Raw genomic sequence first — 20,263 nt, 5'->3', positions numbered from 1 at the left:
AGGAAGATGGAATTACTCCTTTATGCAGTGATCTTCTCGATGATCTTGATCGTCTCAAATGTCACCAATAAACTTGTGCCGAGCCTTCCTCTGCCTTTGATTCAAATCTTACTAGGGATCGTTTGGGCTCTCTTTGTCCCAGAAGAAAATTTTCATCTGGATACAGAGCTCTTTCTGGCCTTGGTCATTGGCCCTCTGTTATTTCGAGAGGCGGAAGAAGCAGATATTACCTCTGTCTTAAAGCACTGGCGCATTATTCTTTATTTGATTTTTCCAGTGATTTTTATCTCAACCATTAGTTTGGGGTGGGCAGCTCACTCCTTGTGGCTGAGCCTTCCTTTAGCAGCCTGTATGGCCGTAGGGGCAGCTCTAGGTCCAACAGACTTAGTAGCCTTTGCTTCCCTGTCTGAGCGCTTTACCTTTCCAAAGCGGGTTTCGAATATCTTAAAAGGAGAAGGGTTACTAAATGATGCCTCAGGTCTAGTTGCCTTTCGAGTGGCCTTGGCAGCCCTTGCGACCGGGAGTTTCTCCCTTGGAGAGGCAGGGATTTCCTTAGGAATCTCCATTATTGGAGGATTTGCGGTGGGGATCTTGACGGCCTTTGTGAACCGTTGGCTGCAAACCTTACTCTTGAGTGTTCGCGCTAGTGATATTGCCAGTGAATTGTTATTAGAACTGAGCCTCCCGCTGTTGACCTTCTTCCTAGCAGAAGAACTCCATGTCTCTGGCATTATTGCAGTGGTTGTGTCAGGGATCCTAAAAGCCAGTCGCTTTAAGCACATTACCCTCCTTGAAGCGCGGGTAGATACTGTGAGTCATACTGTCTGGAATACGGTCAACTTTATCTTAAATGGGTCAGTCTTTGTGATTTTGGGAATGGAACTAGAAATGATCGCCAAGCCCATCTTAAGTAGTCCCATTTACAACAATCTTCTTTTAGTTCTTTCTGTCTTTCTGTTGACAACCTTGCTCTTTTTAATTCGTTTTGTCATGGTTTACCTTTTTTATTGGTTCCGAACGGTTCGACTAAAAAAATCATTGAGAAATTATTTGAAAGATGCCTTATTGCTGACCTTTTCGGGTGTGAAGGGAACGGTTTCGATTGCGACGATTCTTTTGATACCAACCAAAATCGAAAAAGAATACCCCGTCCTACTCTTTTTAGTGGCAGGAGTTACCCTTGTCAGCTTTATTGCTGGCTTAGTGGTGCTTCCAAAATTATCAGAAGATAAGGAAGAAACCAATAACTACCTGATGCAGATCGCGATTTTAAATGATGTCGTCATGGAATTAGAAGCAGACCTAAAGAATAGTAAGCACAAGGGCCCCTTGTATGCGGCGATTGATAACTACCATGGTCGGATTGAAAATTTGATTCTAAGCCAAGAAAACAAGCTCATTCAAAAGGACTGGGAACAGCTGAAGCTCTTGATTTTGAGTATTGAAAGTGACGGCTTGGAACAAGCCTACGAAGAAGGAAAGATGCGCGAGCGGGGCTACCGCGTCTACCAACGCTATCTTCGTAATATGGAGCAGCGGGTCAATCGCAACCTTTCGTCTCGTCTAACTTACTACCTCTTGGTTTCTTTCCGCATCTTGCGTTTGCTGGTCCATGAAATCCTAACATTAGGTTCTGGCTTTCGAACTTGGTGGAACCGAGAAGATAGAAAGTTAGAAGCCGTTGATTATGACCAGATTGCGGCCCTTTATTTGGCCAATACGGAAATCATCATTGAAAGTTTGGAAGACCTCAAAGGGGTTTATCGGAGCAGTTTGATCTCTTACCTGCAAGAATCTCGTCTGAGAGAGACGGCCATTATTACTAGTGGAGCCTTTGTGGAGCGGGTTATTAACCGGGTGAAACCAAATAATATCGATGAAATGTTGAGAGGTTATTATTTAGAGCGTAAGATTATTTTTGAATACGAAGCGCAACACCTGATTACCGCCAAGCAAGCGCGTCGCATGCGTCAAAATGTCAATGAATTAGAAAGCTACTCCCTAAGAGAAAGTGCCAACACTCTTCCATACGATATGATCGAGTATGCACAAAATCGATAAGCGTAAAAGTAAAAGTGCTAAGATGAAAATCTTAGCACTTTCAGATTGAAGAAAAAGTCATATAAAAAACTTTCCTTAGGTGAGTACGGACGTCAGCGAACTTCTTTAAAGTTCCATGACTAATTATTGAGCCTAGGGTCTCAATAATTCCGAGTGCTTGAAACAATAACGTTTCAGGCACTTTTCTCACAGCGGAAAGTTTCGGTATTTTCTTGAATCGATTTAAAAATTGGAACTCATTTTTATTTTTTTGCAAAATCGCTTAACTTATTTTACTTTAAAGTAGTTTGTCTACATTCTAAAAGTGCTAAGATGAAAATCTTAGCACTTTTTGATTTATTCATGGTCTTCTGTGTGTGCGATTTCTGGTTTAACAAAAAGTCGCTCATCTCCAAGATCGATAAGGGATACTGGTGCTTCGTAAAACTGGCTAAGGACATGAGGAGTTAGGATCTTTTCCTTTGGTCCTTGCTCGACCACTTGGCCATGTTTGAGTAAGAGGACATGGGTCATGTCTTTTGTAATTTCCTCGGCATGATGGGTGACGTAGATCATGGTTGGCGCGTGATCCAGTTGTTTGATATGATGGATCTGACGGAGGAGCTTTTCTCTGGCAAAGAGATCCAATCCACTTGAAGCTTCGTCAAAGATGATCAGATCTGGCTGGTCCATGAGGCTTCGTGCAATGAGGACCGTCTGCTTTTCTCCCTGGGAGAGCTCCCGGTATTTGCGACCGATCAGAGAGCTAGCCCCAATAGAAGTCAGCATATCCCGTGCCCAGTTTAGTTCTTTCTCCCCGTATGCAGCATATAAAATACTACTCTTGTATTGACCGGTTAGGACAATTTGTTCTGTCAAAAGATGCTCTGGCAGTCTTTCTGAAATAAAGGAGCTAACGATCCCAATACGCTTTCGTAACTCAGGAATCCCCCCTTCTCCAAAGCGTGTTCCAAGGACCGTTACCTGTCCCGAACTAGCCCAGTATTCAGACATCAACAGTTTAAGGAGGGTCGATTTTCCTGCTCCATTTAAGCCTAAAATCGCCCAGCATTCATTTTCTTTTACTCGCCAGTTAATCTCTTTTAAAAGAGATTTTCCTTTGCGGATCAAATTGACGTCTTGTAGTTCAATCAAATTATTCATAACTTCATCCTTTTGATTAAAATCTCCTTTATTCTAACATAAAATATGGTAGAATAGAAAACAGGAGGTAAGGAATGTTTCGAAATAGTAAATTGTTATTCTGGACATGTGAGATTTTATTATTGACGGTGATTTTCTATATTTGGAAATCGATGGGCACCTTGATTTCTCCATTTGTATCCGTTCTGAATACCATCCTCTTACCATTTTTAATTGCAGGTTTTTTATACTACATTACCAATCCAGTTGTGGAATTGTTGGAGAAACACCTTAAAATCAAGCGTGTGTTTGGCATTTTGATCACCTTGGTGGTCTTATTTGGCATCGTGGGCTTGGGGATTGTTTATCTCCTCCCCATCTTAATCAATCAGTTAACCAGCTTGATCAACTCGACCCAAGGCCTGTATTGGGAAGTCCAAAGTTTGGTTCGAAAACTCTCGACCAACCCTTTGTTCCAGAATGTGAATATCCAATCGACGATTCAGCAGTTGAATCTCTCTTATGTGGATATCCTACAAAATCTCTTGAATAGTGTGACCAACAGTTTAGGAAGTGTGGTTAACACCATTGTCAATACGGTCTTTATTTTGATCATGACCCCCGTCTTCTTGGTTTATTTCTTGATCGATGGGAAGAAGTTATTACCCATGCTAGAGCGGACCATTTTACGCAATGACAAACTTCATATCTCAAGCCTCTTGATTAGTTTGAATGAAACGGTCTCCCGCTATATTAGTGGTATTTCAATCGATGCCTTGATCATTGGGACACTAGCCTACATTGGCTATAGTTTTATTGGATTGAAGTACGCTTTGGTCTTTGCCATCTTTTCTGGGCTGGCCAACTTGATTCCTTATGTAGGACCAACCATCGGCTTGATTCCAATGATTATCACCTATGCCTTCACAGATATGGATATGATGATCAAAGCAGTCATTTACATGTTGATCATCCAGCAGATCGATGGGAATATTCTTTATCCGCGTATTGTTGGAGGCGTGATGAAGGTTCACCCGATTACCATTATGGTTCTCTTATTGCTCTCAAGTAATATCTACGGCATTATCGGGATGGTCGTCGCGATTCCAGTCTATTCGATTGGGAAAGAAATTGTAAAATTCTTGGTAAATCTTTATGATAACCACCGTGCTGCCAAGGAGCAGAAGAAAAAAGAAGAATTTGGAATCATTAATAAATCTTAGACTCTAGCGCCTATATGGGCCTTGGAGTCTTTTTTGTACAGTTTTTTGAGAAAAATACAGTTAAAAAACTACAACTGTTATGAAATGTGTTAAAATATAAGTGATTTTTAAATAAAATATGAAAATAGGTAGGGAAAGATGAGACTGCTCTTATCCAAAAAACAAAGACGTCAACTCCAATTGCTAGAAATCTTGATCAAGGAGAAAAGATGGTTTCACTTAAAAGAGTTGGCCAAGCGTTTGGATTGTACAGAACGTTCGTTAAAAGAAGATTTGTCTAATCTTCGTAGTACATTTGATGAGTTTTTAATTGAATCCTCTACCAATGGGATCAAGATCAGTTATGAGGATTCGGTTGGGCTTGAGGTGATTTACCATCACTTTTTTAAAGAATCACAAGCCTTCGCCTTGATTGAATACCTCTTCTTCCACAAGGATGTTTCCAATGAATATATTTGCAGAAAGTTTGATCTGAGTTACCAATCTTTCTATCGCTTGATTCGGACAATTAATCAGAAACTTCAAACTAAATACAATGTGAAGATTGATTTGAAACCTTTGAACCTTGTTGGGAATGAGATCGATGTTCGTTTCTTTTATGCCCAATATTTTGCAGAGCGTTATTACTATATGGAATGGCCTTTCCCAGAATTTAAGGAAGAGGCTGTGACTGATTTGATTACTTTTTTCTTTAAACTCTATGGCTATCCATTGACCTTCTCTGTCATTAAGTCTTACAAAGTTCTCTTGACAGTCTACTTGTCGCGCATTAAGCAAGGCTTCTTTATTGATATGCCAACCACTTTTGAAGCTTATAAAGATCAGTACCAAGAGGTGACCAATGTCGAGGAGATGTTGCGCTATTTTAGCTTACAGCTGGGTGTCGAGTTGAATGAACAAGTGCTGGAGCAGTTCTTCATTATCTTTATTCAAGAGAATTTCTATTTCAGTCCAGAAAGTTTGATCGAAGCTGCAGAAACAGACACTTATGCCAAAGAATCAACGACGCTCATCAGAGATATGTTCAAGGATCTATGCTATACCTATGATCTAGAAATTGAGAATTTAGATGAAATGTTGATGCATGTCCATAATACATCTCATCTTGGTCGGAAGGAATTATTCTCGGAGTTTCTCTTATTTGATACCAAGACCAACACCAATGAAGATTTTATGAGCATCTTCCCAGCCTTCTATGATGATTTGAAGGAGCATATCATCACTTATATGAAGACCATGAAGCATGATCTGAATGATGAGATCATCAAGCACATGATCTATACGGTATACACTCACTGGGAACGTCTCTTGCCACAGTTATTGCGCCGTCGGAAGTCTATTAAGGTCTTGATTATCAGTCGTTTTGACGATCACCATGCCAAATCCATGATTGATTTCCTTGATTTTTACTGTACGGACAACTTTGAATTTACACAGATGATCAAGTACAATCTAACAGTGGACGATATCGAAGCTACGGATGCAGATGTGGTGGTAGCCAACTTTATGATGCCGGAATTAAAGAAAAAACCTTTTATCTGTACAAGTAGTCTCTCATCGCTTGAGCTGGTTGAAAAACTCAATGCCTTCTTTTATGATTTTACCAGTGCAGAACACTAAAATCAGGACTTGTTCCTGATTTTTTGATGGTAAAAAAAGAAAATTTTATAGAAGAATGCAGGCTCTCCTATTTTGTGGTATAATATACAATATTATATACTGGAGGAAATTATCCATGGAAGACCCTGGCAGTCAGGAAATTTTACTGGAATTTATTTTATTGATTGTTTTAACATTGTTGAATGCCTTTTTCTCGGCAACCGAAATGTCAATGGTATCGTTGAATCGTTCTCGTGTAGTGCAAAAAGCAGAAGAAGGGGATAAAAAATACATTCGTCTTCTTAGCGTTTTGGAACAGCCCAACCATTTCTTATCCACTATTCAGGTGGGGATCACCTTGATTACCATCTTATCTGGGGCGAGTCTTGCAGATAGCCTTGGTCATCTTATTGCTGGATGGATGGGCAATACTAAAACGGCACTTACAGCTGGAAGCTTTTTATCTCTAGCGTTTTTGACTTATATTTCGATCGTATTTGGGGAACTCTATCCGAAACGAATCGCTATGAACCTGAAAGATGAGTTAGCTGTTCGAACAGCTCCGATTGTCATTTTATTAGGAAAAATTGTTAGCCCCTTTGTTTGGTTGCTTTCAGCGTCGACCAACCTTTTGAGCCGTATCACACCAATGGAATTCGATGATCCAGATGAAAAGATGACGCGGGATGAAATCGAGTATATGCTGACCAATAGTGAAGCATCACTAGATGCGGACGAGATTGAGATGCTCCAAGGGATCTTTTCATTAGATGAAATGGTAGCGCGTGAAGTCATGGTGCCACGGACAGATGCCTTCATGGTTGATATCAATGATGATACCAAAGAAATCATTGAAAGTATCCTTAAGCAAAACTTTTCACGGATTCCTGTCTATGATGATGACAAGGACAATGTCATCGGTCTCATCCATACCAAACGTCTCTTGAACGAAGGATTTATCAATGGCTTTGATAATATTGTCTTAAGAAAGATTTTACAAGAACCTTTGTTTGTTCCAGAGACCATTTTTGTGGATGATCTTTTGAAGGAATTGCGCAATACCCAAAATCAAATGGCTATTCTGCTTGATGAATATGGTGGGATGTCTGGTTTGGTTACCCTTGAAGACCTCTTGGAAGAAATCGTCGGTGAAATTGACGATGAGACTGACAAAGCAGAAATTGATGTCTTTGAAATTGCGGACAATACCTATGTCGTACAAGGAGCCATGTCACTAAATGACTTTAACGAATATTTTGATGTTGAGTTGCAAAGTGATGATGTGGATACCATTGCAGGGTATTATCTGACAGAGGTTGGGCGAATTCCAACCTTGAAGGAGCGACTCAGCTGTGAAGTCGATAGTCAAAAGAAACACCTCATTTTGACAAATGACAAAGTAAAAAATGGTCGTGTGACCAAGGTGAAAGTTGAAATTTCTGAAATCGTCGAGGAAGATGAAGAAACTAAATCAAAAGAAGATTAAAAAATAGAGGCTTGGACGTGTTCCAGCCTCTGTTTTTTTTTCTTGTCAGGACCAGTTGAATTTTCAAAAAATTTCAAAAATTTCTGAAATAGTCTTGACAGCCAAAAAAAATTACGGTAAGATAATACCCATAAAAAAAGAAAGCAGAAAATAAACATGAAGCAACAAGCCATTTCAACTCAAAAATTTTACTTTAGCTACTTTAGATAGTGTTTGTAGACATGATCTCATGGATGCAAACAACCCAAGCAATTTGTTTGTATCTATGTGGCTAAGATTTTTGATGATGGTCCATAGAGCTAGTATCTAAATGGACCGAGGTTTTTGTATCTTGTTGGAGAATTTCAAGCATCCGTTTAGAGAATAATCTAAGCGGATTTTTTATTTATTTTTGCAGTAAAGGAGTTTGAAATGAAAGTAGTCAAAAAATTACTAGCACCTGTCCTAGTTGTAGGACTTCTATTAACATCATTGGTGACCTTACACCACCTGAAGGATGCTAAAAAAGACAATGTCTTTCGAATTGGGATTTCCCAGTACATCACCCATAAGTCGCTCGATGCGACACGAAAAGGCTTTATCGAGGAGTTGAAGAAAGAGGGCTATATAGATGGGAAAAATATTCAGATCGATTTCCAAAATGCTCAAGGGGAGCAACGAAATCTGAAAAATATTTCCAAACAATTGGCTGAAGAAAGTGATCTCGTCTTTGCGATTGCAACTCCTTCGGCTCAAAGTTTGGCTAATACCACTAAATCAACACCTATTGTCTTCTCAGCTGTGACCGATCCATTGGCAGCGAAATTGGTGAAAAACTTGAAAGAACCAGGTGGCAATATCACAGGGACAAGTGACCAGTCAGAAGATGCGATCGCTACACAGGTAGACTTGATCAAACAAGTGCTCCCGACAGCAAAAACAGTTGGGATTCTCTATACGCAAAGTGAGCCTAACTCAGTTGTCCAAAAAGACAATGCGAAGAAGATCCTAGAAGCCAAAGGTTATCAAGTGGTTGAAAAAACCATTCTCGATAGTAACAATGTGAAAGCAGCAGCAGACAGTATCATGTCAGAAGCAGATATCGTCTTTGTTCCGACGGATAATATCATTTCTTCTACAATGGAAACCATCAAACAGGTTTCCCTCAGTCACAAGGTGCCAGTTTTTGGTGGATCTACTGAGATGGTAACTACGGGTGGTTTGTACAATTTTGGTACCGATTATGAGGAATTGGGAAGACAAGCAGCTCGGATGGCTATTCGCATCATGAAGGGTGAGAAACCTGGAAAAGTCGCAGTTGAAACACCTGAAAAATTAGAATTGCATACCAATAAAGAGATGGCTAAAGAGCTTGGAATTGATATTAGCTCGTTGAAGGTAGAAAAATAGGAGGTTTGAGATGAATTTCGTTTTATCAAGTTTATCAGAAGGTTTATTGTGGTCGATCATGGCGATCGGTGTTTACTTAACATTTCGAATTTTAGATATTGCCGATATGACAGCAGAAGGAGCCTTTCCACTTGGAGCAGCGGTTGTGGCTTCACAGATTCAAGCGGGAAGAAATCCCTGGCTGGCGACCTTATTGGCTTTTCTAGCAGGGATGATCGCAGGCTTGATCTCTGGGATTCTCCATACAAAAATGAAAATTCCAGCCCTTTTGACAGGGATTGTCACTTTGACGGGTCTCTACTCTATCAATATCAAAATCATGGGGGGAGTTCCCAATCTTTCTATTGGCGATGCAGATACCATTTTCAAGAGTGTCATGAAATTAGGACTTTCCAATGAAGAAGCTGTCTTTTTGATTAGTATTTCCTGCTTGTTCATCGTATGTATCTTGTTGACCCTCTTAATGAAGACGCAACTTGGCTTGGTTCTACGATCGACAGGTGATAACATCCCGATGAGTGAGGCTAATGGGGTTAATGTGGACAACATGAAGATGTTGGGCTGCATGATTTCAAATGGCTTGATTGCTCTGTGTGGAGCCATGTTTGCTCAAAATGATGGTTTCTCAGATGTGACTTCTGGTACAGGGACGATCGTGGTTGGCTTGAGTGCGGTGATTATCGCTGAGGTTTTGATCCACGAATTGACCATTGGTTGGCGCTTGCTTTCCATCGGGGTTGGAGCCATTGTTTACCGTTTGATTATCTTAAATATTTACGAGATCCCAAATCTCGATCAAAATATGGTTCGTCTCTTCAATGCGATCTTGCTCGCGATTGTCTTGTTCGCTCCTGAGGCGCAAAAACGTCTTCGTGTTCGCGGATTGAAGTTAGGAAATAAATAGGAGAATAGTATGGCAACATTATTATCAATTGAAGGCATTCATAAGACATTTGAAGCAGGAACGGTTAATGAAAACCATGTCTTAAAAGGCTTGAATCTCCAAGTAGAAGAAGGGGACTTCATTTCGGTCATCGGTGGAAATGGAGCTGGGAAATCAACCTTGATGAACATCTTGGCAGGAAATCTGGTCGTAGATGAAGGAGATATCTTGCTTGAAGGCAACTCCATCAAAAATACCAGTGTTCGTAAGCGTGCTAAGGATATTGCGCGTGTCTTCCAAGATCCTAAAATGGGGACAGCTTCTCGTTTGACCATTGAAGAAAATATGGCCATTGCCCAACGTCGGGGGAGATCTCGTGGTTTGGGCTGGGGCGTTCGGGAGAAGGATCGCGAATTATTCCGTGAAGCCTTGAAGGAACTGAATATTGGTTTAGAGAACCGTCTCAAAGTCGATACTCAATATCTATCTGGTGGGCAACGTCAAGCTTTGACTTTGGTCATGGCAGCCTTGGTTAAACCCAAACTCTTGCTTCTGGATGAACATACCGCAGCGCTTGATCCCAAGACCAGTGAAATGGTCATGGAATTGACACAAAAGATCGTGGAAAGCCATGATTTGACAACCTTGATGATTACGCATGATATGAACCATGCTATTGAATACGGCAACCGCTTGATCATGCTCTACCAAGGCAAGATCGTTGTCGACGTCAAAGGAGAAGAAAAGAAAAACCTAACGGTTGAAGATTTGATGCATCTTTTCCACAAGAACAGTGGTGAAACCTTGGTGAGTGATGAATTGGTCTTAGGATAGAATAAAAGAGAGTGGGACAGAAATCGGTCATTCGTTAGAATTCGATTTCGTCGTCCCACCTCCGCACAGTTGAGTAGGGCTGTAAAAGCAGATGAAATCAGTGTAGTAGAGCCCACTCAATCACTGCGTCTTGCTCGACAATACAAAGATAACTGAGAGGCTAGGACTTTTGTCCCAGCCTCCTTTTTATTTCCTCCTCTCTGCATAGTCGACAAAATGAAACTTGTCTAATTTATGACGGCTTTCGGTGAACTGGAATTGCCGACCGTCTGCTAAGTAAACTTGGGAGCGGACCGTTACCACGTGTTGGTTTTTTCCAAGATCCAGTAAGATCTTATCGCGATTATCGATTGGTGAAATCAAAATTTCTTTCTTGGCATAGCCAATCTGCAAATTCAAGTCTTCTTCTATATATTGGTAGATAGAGCGCTGGCAATTTCCTTAGTCAGGCCAGGGATCAACTCTCTATCCAGGTAATCAATATCTAAGACAGAAGCGACGCCATCTACCACTCGTTGCCGGGTCACTTTCCAAACCAAACGATGAAGGGGAAATCCAGTTTTTTTGGCTCCTTTTTCATCGATAACGATTTTTTCCAAACGAATGACATTGGTCTCTGACTGAAGACCAGAAGCTTCGACGATTTCTTAGTAGCTGGTTAATTGCGAGACAGAAAAGTCAAAATGGGATTGTCTACAAATTTGCGACCCCATCCCTTGAACAGTCTCGATAAAGCCTTCCTCCTGGAAGAGCTTGAGGGATTTACTGATGGTATCTCGGCTGACCTGGTAGTGCTCTTTTAAGTCATTTTCGCTAGGCAGAAAATCCCCGACTAGATATTTTTCTTCTAATATTTGCTCTTTAAAAATTTGATAGATATGTTGGCATTTTTTCATGATTTGGACTCGCTTGTCTGTTTTTTTTTGAAAAATATTTTTGAAAGCGCTTGAAAATGTAAAACCATTCCCTTATAATAAAAGAGGAAAACTTTTTAGGGATGGAGAGAAGCATGAGATATAACGGAAAAAAGATTCGATTATTAGCAGTAGCTACCTTATTGGCTAGTCAGTTTGGGGTCTTTAACAGTGCCCTCACGGTAGTTGCTGACGAGACCACAGCTTCGACTTCAGAGCCAGCACTTGTGACGAACACTAGTAGCGAGGAAGGCTCGACAAATCATTCGACTTCCGCTACAACAACTACAGAAGCTACGACGAGAGCTTCGAGTGATAGAGGAGAGATATCTAGCAGTTCCTCGGAGGATACCGAAGAGAAAACGGTTAAGATTGGGGAGATTCAAGGGGAAGCGCAACGCTCTCCACTTGAAGGCCAAAAGGTAGCCATCAAAAATGCGGTGGTGACCAAAACAGACCGCTATGGTTTTTATGCTCAAGATATTGAATCGGATGGTAATAGTCGGACTTCAGATGGGATTTATGTAGTTTCTAAATACAAGGTCAAGGTCGGTGACAAGGTAAAAATCACCGGTACCGTCAAAGAAGGCTATATGGAAGAAGTCACCTTGGGAGCGGGGAAGACCTTTAAGGAACCGACGAATAGTTTAACGGTGACCATGTTGGTTGATGCTTGGATCACAAAAGACGGGACAGCCCCTCTTCCAGAAGCTGTGAATATCACTGCGGGGATGCCGGCAGAGGTGAAGACTAATCCAACTGCTTATGCTCCAGAAACCGATGCCCTCGATTATTGGGAAAGTCTGGAAGGCATGCTCACTGTAGTAAAGAAACCGCATGTTCTAGGTCCCCAGTATAAAGGAGATATCTATGTATTGGGAGAAGATTTTACAGGCCTTCCTTTCAACAATATTGGAGGTCTGAATCTACGGCCACATGCGCAAAATACAGCGACGATCCCGATTTATGTTGGTAATCAGTTTGTCGCAAAAGCCAAGGATTACTTTGCAGAAGACGTAACAGGAGTGGTAACGTATCGGAATAGCTTTTATAAGGTAGAGCCCACTCAACAGCTGACGGTCCAAGATGGTGGCTTGCAGCGTCAATCAGCTCAAACCCAACCAAGTGAGGACAAGCTGACCATCGCTTCCTATAATATTGAAAATTTCTCGGCCAACAATGCCAAAAATGAAACGCCAGAGGATAAGGTGACGCTGATTGCCAATTCCTTTATCCATGAAATTCACAATCCGGATATTATTACTTTGATCGAAGTGCAGGACAATAATGGCAGTGTGGATGACGGGACGACCAGTGGTCTTGAAAGTGGACGCAAACTAGCCAATCGGATCAAGGAATTGGGTGGCAAGAGCTATGAGTATACGGAGGTTGCTCCACTAGATGGGGCTGACGGAGGAAAGCCTGGTTCTAATATTCGTTTGGGAATCCTCTACAATCCAGAACGTGTGACCTTAGCCAAGAAAGAGGCAGCGACTAGCAACGAAGCAGCACAATTTGACAAGGGACACCTGGTTAAAAATCCAGCTCGGATTGCCCCTAACGATCCATCGTTTAATCATACTCGCAAGTCTTTAGCTATTGAGTTTGAATTCAAAGGTCAACCAGTTGTGGTGATTGCCAATCACTTGAAATCAAAAATCGGAGATGATGCTATTTATGGGGCAAGCCAACCAGCAGTGGAACATACCTTGCCAACTCGTGAAGCACAAGCTAGTGTCATCCATCAATTCGTCCAAGAAGGATTGAAGCAAAATCCGAAGGCGACCTTCGTTTTGACGGGTGATTTTAATGATTACGATTTCTCAACCACAGCACAGATCCTTGCGGGCAATGAGCTAACCAACTTAATGTCCCAACATGATGCAGGTGATCGCTATTCTTATTTCTACCGTGGTAGCAATCAAGTATTGGATAACATTTTTATCTCAAACAACATGGCAGCCAAAGCAAGGTTTGAACCAGTCCATATCAATGCTTCCTTTATGAAGGAACACGGTCGTGCATCAGACCATGATCCTGTCTTGGTCCAAATCGACTTTAGTGGAGCACAAATTCCAGGAACGCCGACGGATGATCAACAAGGAAATACAGGACAAGCAACGGAACAAACCAGCCCTTCTTCATCGAATACAGGAACTCAACTAGCCCCTCATCAGGACCAAGCTAATGAACAAAAGAGTTCAACAGCTGAAAATAAAGAGAAGGGCAAGAACGAAGATGAGAAGCAAGAAGACAAGGAAGAGGCAGTAACAGAAACTAAGACACCAGGTAAACGGAAAATCCTTCCATCTACTGGACAAAAAACAAGCTATCTAGCTCTTTTTGGAGTTGCAGTAGCTACGATGAGTCTTGTCTGGTATAAGAAAAAAAGGATGACTTACTAACGTGTTTCATAAGAAAGATCTAAAAAAGGAGTCGCTGGCTCCTTTTTTCTATTAAAATACAGGACAGTTAGTCCCATATTGGAAACTGTACTAGGACAATGAAAACTACTGAAAAGAACAGTTTCTTTTCAAAAAGAAGCTTAAACTCTTTAAAATAGATGGAATCGTGATATAATAAAATCATAAAACGTTTTCAAGAGAAGAGGTTCCTCAATGGAAAATGAAACAGTTGACTATGGAAAAGTAACAGGAATGGTACACTCGACAGAAAGTTTTGGTGCAGTAGACGGGCCTGGGATCCGCTTTATTGTCTTCCTTCAAGGCTGTCAAATGCGGTGTCAATACTGCCACAATCCAGATACTTGGGCAATGGAAACCAACAAGTCCCGTGAGCGGACGGTGGATGATGTCTTAGAAGAAGCCCTCCGTTATCGTGGATTTTGGGGCGAAAAAGGGGGAATCACTGTCAGTGGTGGAGAAGCCCTCTTGCAGATTGACTTTTTGATTGCACTTTTTACCAAGGCTCAAGAGTTGGGCATTCATTGTACTTTGGATACCTGTGCTCTTCCTTTCCGGAATACGCCTCGTTATTTGGAAAAATTTGACCGCTTGATGGCAGTGACAGACTTGGTGCTTCTTGATATCAAGGAAATCAATGATGAACGACACAAAATTGTGACCAGCCATACCAATAAAACGATTCTAGCTTGTGCCAAGTATTTGTCTGATATTGGCAAGCCCGTTTGGATTCGCCACGTCTTGGTGCCAGGTTTGACAGACCGAGATGACGACTTGATCGAACTTGGAAAATTTGTTAAAACCCTTAAAAATGTCGATAAATTTGAGATCCTTCCTTACCATACTATGGGGGAATTCAAATGGCGTGAATTGGGAATTCCGTACAAATTGGAGGGTGTGAAACCACCGACAAAAGAACGGGTCCAAAATGCAAAAGATTTGATGGAAACAGAAAGTTACCAAGATTACCTGAAACGGGTCAAAGGATAAAGAAGAAAAACAGTTGGCAATCCCAACTGTTTTTTCTAGTGAATGCATTGTTCTTCCCTTTCTTTAAACGGAAAAACGTGTTAAAATAGAGTGAATCTATAAATGAAATAAAGAGGTAGAAATATGTCAAAAATTCTCGTTTTTGGTCACCAAAACCCTGACTCAGATGCCATTGGTTCATCTGTAGCCTTTGCTTATCTTGCAAAAGATGCTTATGGTTTGGATACAGAAGCGGTGGCTCTTGGAACTCCAAATGAAGAAACGGCTTTCGTATTGGATTATTTTGGTGTGGAAGCACCGCGCGTGATCACATCTGCTAAAGCAGAAGGTGCAGAGCAAGTCATCTTAACGGACCACAATGAATTCCAACAATCTGTTTCAGATATCGCTGAAGTAGAAGTTTACGGTGTGGTGGACCACCACCGTGTGGCTAACTTTGAAACTGCCAGCCCACTTTACATGCGTTTGGAACCAGTTGGATCAGCATCTTCTATTGTATACCGCATGTTCAAAGAACACGGTGTAGCAGTGCCAAAAGAATTGGCAGGTTTGATGCTTTCAGGTTTGATTTCAGATACCCTTCTTTTGAAATCTCCAACAACACACCCATCTGATAAAGTGATTGCACCTGAATTGGCAGAATTGGCTGGTGTCAACTTGGAAGAATACGGTCTTGCCATGCTCAAGGCTGGTACAAACTTGGCAAGCAAATCTGCTGAAGAATTGATTGATATCGATGCCAAGACCTTCGAACTCAACGGAAACAATGTTCGTGTGGCTCAAGTCAATACAGTTGATATCGCTGAAGTCTTGGAACGCCAATCTGAAATCGAAGCAGCTATCCAAGCCGCAAATGCAGCTAACGGCTACTCTGACTTTGTTTTGATGATTACAGATATCGTGAACTCAAACTCAGAAATTTTGGCTCTTGGTGCTAATATGGACAAGGTAGAAGCAGCTTTCGACTTCAAACTTGAAAACAACCACGCTTTCCTTCCAGGTGCTGTTTCACGTAAGAAACAAGTGGTACCTCAATTGACTGAAAGCTTTAATGCATAATCATAGATGGGGAAGCCCATTGTTAAAAAGGAGTTTCGGCTCCTTTTTTGCTAGGAGAGAAGTATGTTAGAAAATGGCGATTTGATTTTTGTGAAAGAAGATACAGAAATGGGGCAGGCTATCCAGGCTTCTACAGGTAACTACAGTCACGTGGCTATCTTTTTGGACGGTTCCATTTATCATGCTACGGTGGAAGGTGGCGTCCTGGTCCAGGCCCCTGAGGACTTCTTCGAAGCTGGAAAAGTCTATGACCTTTATCGCTATCCGAAAATCGATCTCAAAGAGGTCAAAAAGTTGTCGGAAAACCTTTTAGGTTCTCCCTACAATGCTTCCTTTTATCCAGATGGAGATGGTTTCTATTGTTCCCAGTTTGTAGCAGCAATTCTTCCTATTTTTGATACCATTCCAATGAAGTTTGGAGAGGGAGAAGAAGAGATTAGTTCCTTTTGGAAAGCCTACTACAGAGATCTAGGACTAGCTGTACCTCTGAATCAGCCCGGGACCAATCCTAGTCAGTTAGCCCAATCACCACAGCTACAGTTTAAAGAAAGGTATTTGGATGATTACCATCATTAATCCCACACGTTTGACACGTCAGCCATTTTTCAAGGACTTGATCAACTATCTGGATCAGCACGACGATGTGATCCTGCGGCAAATCAAGGCCCAATTTCCAGATCAACCAGTGGATAAGCTGATGGAGGAGTATATCAAAGCGAGCTTGATCCTTCGAGAAAATAAACGCTACACTCTCAATTTGCCTTTCTTAGAGTCAGTTGATCGGGTTGACCTGGATGAAGTGGTCTTTGTCCGAGAGGATAGTGAACTTTATCAAGAATTAAAAGCCAAGGTCTTTCAAACAGAACTCCGCAATACTACCAACGAAGCGATTTTGGTGGAAGAGACGGACTTTGAGCGAAATGCACAGACTCTTTCCAATTACTTCTACAAGATGAAACACCAATATCTATTGACGGAGGAGCAAGAGAAGCTCTATGCTATCTTGGGAGATGTCAATCCTGAGTATGCTCTCAAGTATATGACTAGCTTTTTGCTCAAATTTCTCAAAAAAGAAGTAGTCCAGCAAAAGCGCAGAGATATCTTTGTCGATAGTTTAGAAGTCTTAGGCTATATCCGCAAAAATAATGAAGGCAAATATGCATTAGCAGTGGACTTGGATAAGGAAAGACTGATGTTTATCAAACAATAGAAAGAGGCTAGGAAAACTTCCTAGCCTTGTTTTGTTTGATTATAGATAACGTTCAGCGATGGCGGCGTCACCTGGATACTCTTCTTTTACGCCATTGACGATTTGGTAGCAGTCCGCTCCTTTTCCAGCGATAATAACAGCATCTTCAGGCTTGCTGGTTGTCGCCATAGCCAGTTGAATGGCTTCTTCGCGATCTGCGATTTTCTCGACAGGGCGCGTGATGAAGCTACTAATCTCTTCAGCGATTGCCAAAGGATCTTCATAGTTGGGATCATCCGCTGTGAGGAAGACTTGGATCTCAGGATGCTCTTCTAAGAGTAAGCCAAAGTCCTTGCGGCGGCTCTCTCCTTTATTCCCAGTTGATCCGAGAACTAGTGAAATGGTCCCCGTTTGATGGGTTTCGACAACAGAGAGCAGTTTTTTCAAGCTATCTCCATTATGGGCATAGTCGATGAAGACCTTAGCACCGTTTTTCTGAGTCAAGACTTCCATTCGGCCAGGAACGCGCGTCTTAGCAATCCCTTTTTGGATATCCTCGAGGCTCGCACCTAGGCGAAGGCAGGCAAGACCTGCAGCCACAGCATTTTCTTGGTTGAAGTGACCAATCAGTTGGATATCATAGTTTCCAGCTAATTTACCAGTGGCTGAGAAGCTGAAAGCTTTGGAGTTTTCAATTTGATTCTCAGACTGGCTTCCATAAAAGTCATGTTCTTGGCCTTCGACTTGCTCTTTCAAGACGGAGAAATGATCCATATCGCTATTGATAACAACGGCTCGGCTATTCTTCATGAGGAGACGTTTGTGGTAGAAATAATCCTCAAAAGTTGGGTGTTCAATCGGTCCAATATGGTCTGGTGTGATGTTGAGAAAAACTCCCACGTCGAAAGTTAATCCATACACTCGATTTACCAGATATGCTTGGCTGGAAACTTCCATTACCAGATGGGTTCTCCCATTCTTAACCGCTTGAGCCATCATATCAAAGAGATCAATATTTTCAGGAGTTGAGAAGGAAGATTTGAAGAAAGTCTTGCCATCTAAAGTTGTATTCATTGTCGATAAGAGGGCTGTTGGGTAGCGTTGGGACAAGATATGATAGGCAAAGTAAGCCGCTGTTGTTTTTCCTTTAGTACCAGTGAAAGCAAGGATTTTAAGTTTTTCCTGAGGGTTGCCATAAAATTCCATGGCAATCAAACTCATGGCCTTCTTAATATTGTTGACAACAATAACAGGAATACCAACTTCATAGTCCTGCTCAGCCACGTACCAACCAAGCCCTTGTGCGATAGCTGAAAACAGATATTCTTTTTTAAAGGCAGCTCCTTTTGCAAAAAATAGAGTATTTTCTTTGGTTGTTCGGCTATCGTAACTGATGCTGTCAAAAATAACATCGCTGTAGTTGTAGTGGTAATGTCCTTGGTCGATAATCTCACGGAAGAGACCATCAGTTTTTAAAATATCTAATATAGTTTCTATCTTTATCATCATACTTTCTATTGTAAACCTAAAGTCCCTATTTTACAAGTGTCATGGAAAAGTTTATAATGAAGAGAAGAAGAAACGAAAGAGGACACCAATGAGTCACGAACAAAATGACCAGCAAGCCCAGATGCTACGCGGGACTGCCTGGATGACAGCCAGCAACTTTATCAGCCGTTTGCTAGGAGCCGCTTATATTATTCCTTGGTATATTTGGATGGGAAAATATGGGCCACAAGCCAATGGTCTTTTTACAATGGGATACAATATCTACGCTTGGTTTCTCTTGATTTCAACAGCTGGGGTACCTGTAGCTGTTGCCAAGCAAGTAGCCAAATACAATACCCGAGACCAAGCCGATCATAGCTTTGCTTTGATTCGGGGCTTCTTGAAATTCATGGGAATACTAGGCCTTGGATTTGCCATTCTCATGTATCTTTTATCTCCTGTCTTTGCGAGCCTTTCAGGTGGGGGAAAAGAGTTGATTCCGATCATGCAGAGCCTTTCTTGGGCTGTCTTGATCTTTCCTTCGATGAGTGTCATTCGGGGATTTTTCCAAGGTTTTAACAACATGAAACCTTACGCTATTAGCCAGATTGCAGAACAAGTCATCCGGGTCATCTGGATGTTGCTCACGACCTTCTTCATTATGAAGACTGGCTCAGGAGATTATGTGCAGGCTGTGACGCAGTCGACCTTTGCGGCCTTTATTGGTATGGGAGCGAGCCTTCTGGTGCTCTTTTATTACCTTGCAAAGACAGGCTTGCTCTCTTCTATTTTTAGAAAGCAAGAGAGAAGTGAAGGAATCGATACTCGTGCGCTTCTCATGGATACTATCCGTGAGGCCGTTCCTTTCATCATCACTGGTTCCGCCATTCAGCTCTTTCAAATTGTCGACCAGATGACCTTTATCAATGTCATGTCTTGGTTTACAGATTATAGTCAGAAACAGCTCTTGGTCATGTTTAGTTATTTCTCTGCTAATCCAAACAAAATCACCATGATCTTGATCGCAGTAGCGACTTCGATTGGGGGAGTTGGGATTCCTCTGTTGACTGAGAATTATGTCAAGGGCGACTTAAAAGCTGCAGGCAAGCTCGTACAGGATAACTTGACCATGTTGCTAGCCTTCTTGCTTCCAGCTACCTTTGGTGCAGTTGCAGTCGCAAAACCACTTTATACAGTATTTTATGGGAAACCAGATGACTTGGCTTTGGGACTCTTTATCGTAGCGATGTTGCAGACGGTGATTTTGGGTCTTTACACAGTCTTGTCCCCAATGATTCAAGCTCTCTTCCAAAACCGCAAAGCTATTCGCTACTTCCTCTATGGAGTAGTGGTGAAATTGGTCCTCCAAATTCCATTTATTCTGGTCTTTCGTTCTTATGGGCCGCTTTTGTCAACAACTATCGCCTTACTGGTACCAATCGTACTCATGTATCGGGAGATCCAAAGCATTACTCAGTTTAATCGGACCATCGTCTTCAAGCGCACATTACTTGGCTCAATTCTAACGGTGGTGATGCTACTTGGAGTTTTGATCGCAGGCTTGATTTTTGGCTGGATTTTCTCACCAAATGGCCGCGTATCG

General features: G+C 41.7%; 15 protein-coding genes and 1 pseudogene. 13 read left to right on the top strand and 3 right to left on the bottom strand.

The annotated features are described in order from the left end of the window. The first annotated feature begins 6 nt into the window (after positions 1-6). Positions 7-2,061: a cation:proton antiporter gene (locus AB5Y61_RS07565; RefSeq protein WP_368403724.1), complete on the top strand. Its 2,055-nt coding sequence runs from the start codon at positions 7-9 to the stop codon at positions 2,059-2,061. Between the two features lie 336 nt (positions 2,062-2,397). Here the strand turns inward: AB5Y61_RS07565 and AB5Y61_RS07560 are convergent, their stop codons facing one another. Continuing rightward, positions 2,398-3,204 (bottom strand): ABC transporter ATP-binding protein, encoded by an 807-nt coding sequence (locus tag AB5Y61_RS07560; RefSeq protein ID WP_368403723.1) that lies wholly within the window; start codon positions 3,202-3,204, stop codon positions 2,398-2,400. 74 nt (positions 3,205-3,278) lie between these two features. Between AB5Y61_RS07560 and AB5Y61_RS07555 the strand changes: the two genes are divergently transcribed. From AB5Y61_RS07555 to AB5Y61_RS07530, 6 genes are all read left to right on the top strand, one after another. After that, positions 3,279-4,406, top strand: coding sequence for an AI-2E family transporter (locus tag AB5Y61_RS07555; RefSeq protein ID WP_368403722.1), 1,128 nt, complete (start codon positions 3,279-3,281; stop codon positions 4,404-4,406). A 138-nt stretch (positions 4,407-4,544) separates the two neighbouring features. Continuing rightward, positions 4,545-6,026 carry a M protein trans-acting positive regulator PRD domain-containing protein gene (locus tag AB5Y61_RS07550; RefSeq protein WP_368403721.1) on the top strand — a complete coding sequence of 494 codons (1,482 nt, stop codon included), beginning with the start codon at positions 4,545-4,547 and terminating at the stop codon, positions 6,024-6,026. Between the two features lie 115 nt (positions 6,027-6,141). After that, entirely contained in the window at positions 6,142-7,491 is a 1,350-nt protein-coding gene (locus AB5Y61_RS07545) for a hemolysin family protein (RefSeq protein ID WP_368403720.1), read from the top strand. Positions 7,492-7,902: 411 nt separating this feature from the next. Next, positions 7,903-8,880 carry an ABC transporter substrate-binding protein gene (locus AB5Y61_RS07540; protein ID WP_368403719.1) on the top strand — a complete coding sequence of 326 codons (978 nt, stop codon included), beginning with the start codon at positions 7,903-7,905 and terminating at the stop codon, positions 8,878-8,880. 10 nt (positions 8,881-8,890) lie between these two features. Further along, the gene (locus tag AB5Y61_RS07535) at positions 8,891-9,784 is read left to right on the top strand and encodes an ABC transporter permease (RefSeq protein WP_368403718.1); all 894 of its coding nucleotides are present in this window, start codon (positions 8,891-8,893) and stop codon (positions 9,782-9,784) included. A gap of 9 nt (positions 9,785-9,793) precedes the next feature. Next, positions 9,794-10,597: an ABC transporter ATP-binding protein gene (locus AB5Y61_RS07530; protein WP_368403717.1), complete on the top strand. Its 804-nt coding sequence runs from the start codon at positions 9,794-9,796 to the stop codon at positions 10,595-10,597. Between the two features lie 186 nt (positions 10,598-10,783). Here the strand turns inward: AB5Y61_RS07530 and treR are convergent. Then, positions 10,784-11,493: pseudogene (gene treR / locus AB5Y61_RS07525) on the bottom strand (trehalose operon repressor). 101 nt (positions 11,494-11,594) lie between these two features. Between treR and AB5Y61_RS07520 the strand changes: the two are divergent. From AB5Y61_RS07520 to AB5Y61_RS07500, 5 genes are all read left to right on the top strand, one after another. Beyond that, on the top strand, positions 11,595-13,916 hold the full coding sequence (locus tag AB5Y61_RS07520; RefSeq protein ID WP_439145118.1) for an endonuclease/exonuclease/phosphatase family protein: 2,322 nt from the start codon (positions 11,595-11,597) through the stop codon (positions 13,914-13,916). Positions 13,917-14,129: 213 nt separating this feature from the next. Beyond that, the gene (gene pflA / locus AB5Y61_RS07515) at positions 14,130-14,924 is read left to right on the top strand and encodes a pyruvate formate-lyase-activating protein (RefSeq protein ID WP_003005017.1); all 795 of its coding nucleotides are present in this window, start codon (positions 14,130-14,132) and stop codon (positions 14,922-14,924) included. 123 nt (positions 14,925-15,047) lie between these two features. After that, complete coding sequence (locus tag AB5Y61_RS07510) at positions 15,048-15,983, top strand: manganese-dependent inorganic pyrophosphatase (protein WP_368403715.1); 936 nt, start codon at positions 15,048-15,050, stop codon at positions 15,981-15,983. A 63-nt stretch (positions 15,984-16,046) separates the two neighbouring features. After that, positions 16,047-16,559: a YiiX/YebB-like N1pC/P60 family cysteine hydrolase gene (locus AB5Y61_RS07505; RefSeq protein ID WP_368403714.1), complete on the top strand. Its 513-nt coding sequence runs from the start codon at positions 16,047-16,049 to the stop codon at positions 16,557-16,559. After that, on the top strand, positions 16,543-17,193 hold the full coding sequence (locus tag AB5Y61_RS07500; protein ID WP_368403713.1) for a DUF1803 domain-containing protein: 651 nt from the start codon (positions 16,543-16,545) through the stop codon (positions 17,191-17,193). The genes AB5Y61_RS07505 and AB5Y61_RS07500 overlap by 17 nt, the downstream gene beginning before the upstream one ends. Positions 17,194-17,232: 39 nt before the next feature. Here AB5Y61_RS07500 and AB5Y61_RS07495 read toward each other — a convergent pair whose 3' ends face one another. Next, positions 17,233-18,678, bottom strand: a complete 1,446-nt coding sequence (locus tag AB5Y61_RS07495) for a UDP-N-acetylmuramoyl-L-alanyl-D-glutamate--L-lysine ligase (protein WP_368403712.1) — start codon at positions 18,676-18,678, stop codon at positions 17,233-17,235. Between the two features lie 91 nt (positions 18,679-18,769). Between AB5Y61_RS07495 and AB5Y61_RS07490 the strand changes: the two genes are divergently transcribed. Then, the coding region (locus AB5Y61_RS07490) for a putative polysaccharide biosynthesis protein (protein ID WP_368403711.1) at positions 18,770-20,263 on the top strand (1,494 nt) is incomplete at its 3' end.

Origin of the sequence: Streptococcus parasanguinis (assembly GCF_040908565.1) — a bacterium.
GTDB classification, from domain to species: domain Bacteria; phylum Bacillota; class Bacilli; order Lactobacillales; family Streptococcaceae; genus Streptococcus; species Streptococcus parasanguinis_AC.
This window is presented reverse-complemented; position numbering and strand designations above follow the sequence as displayed.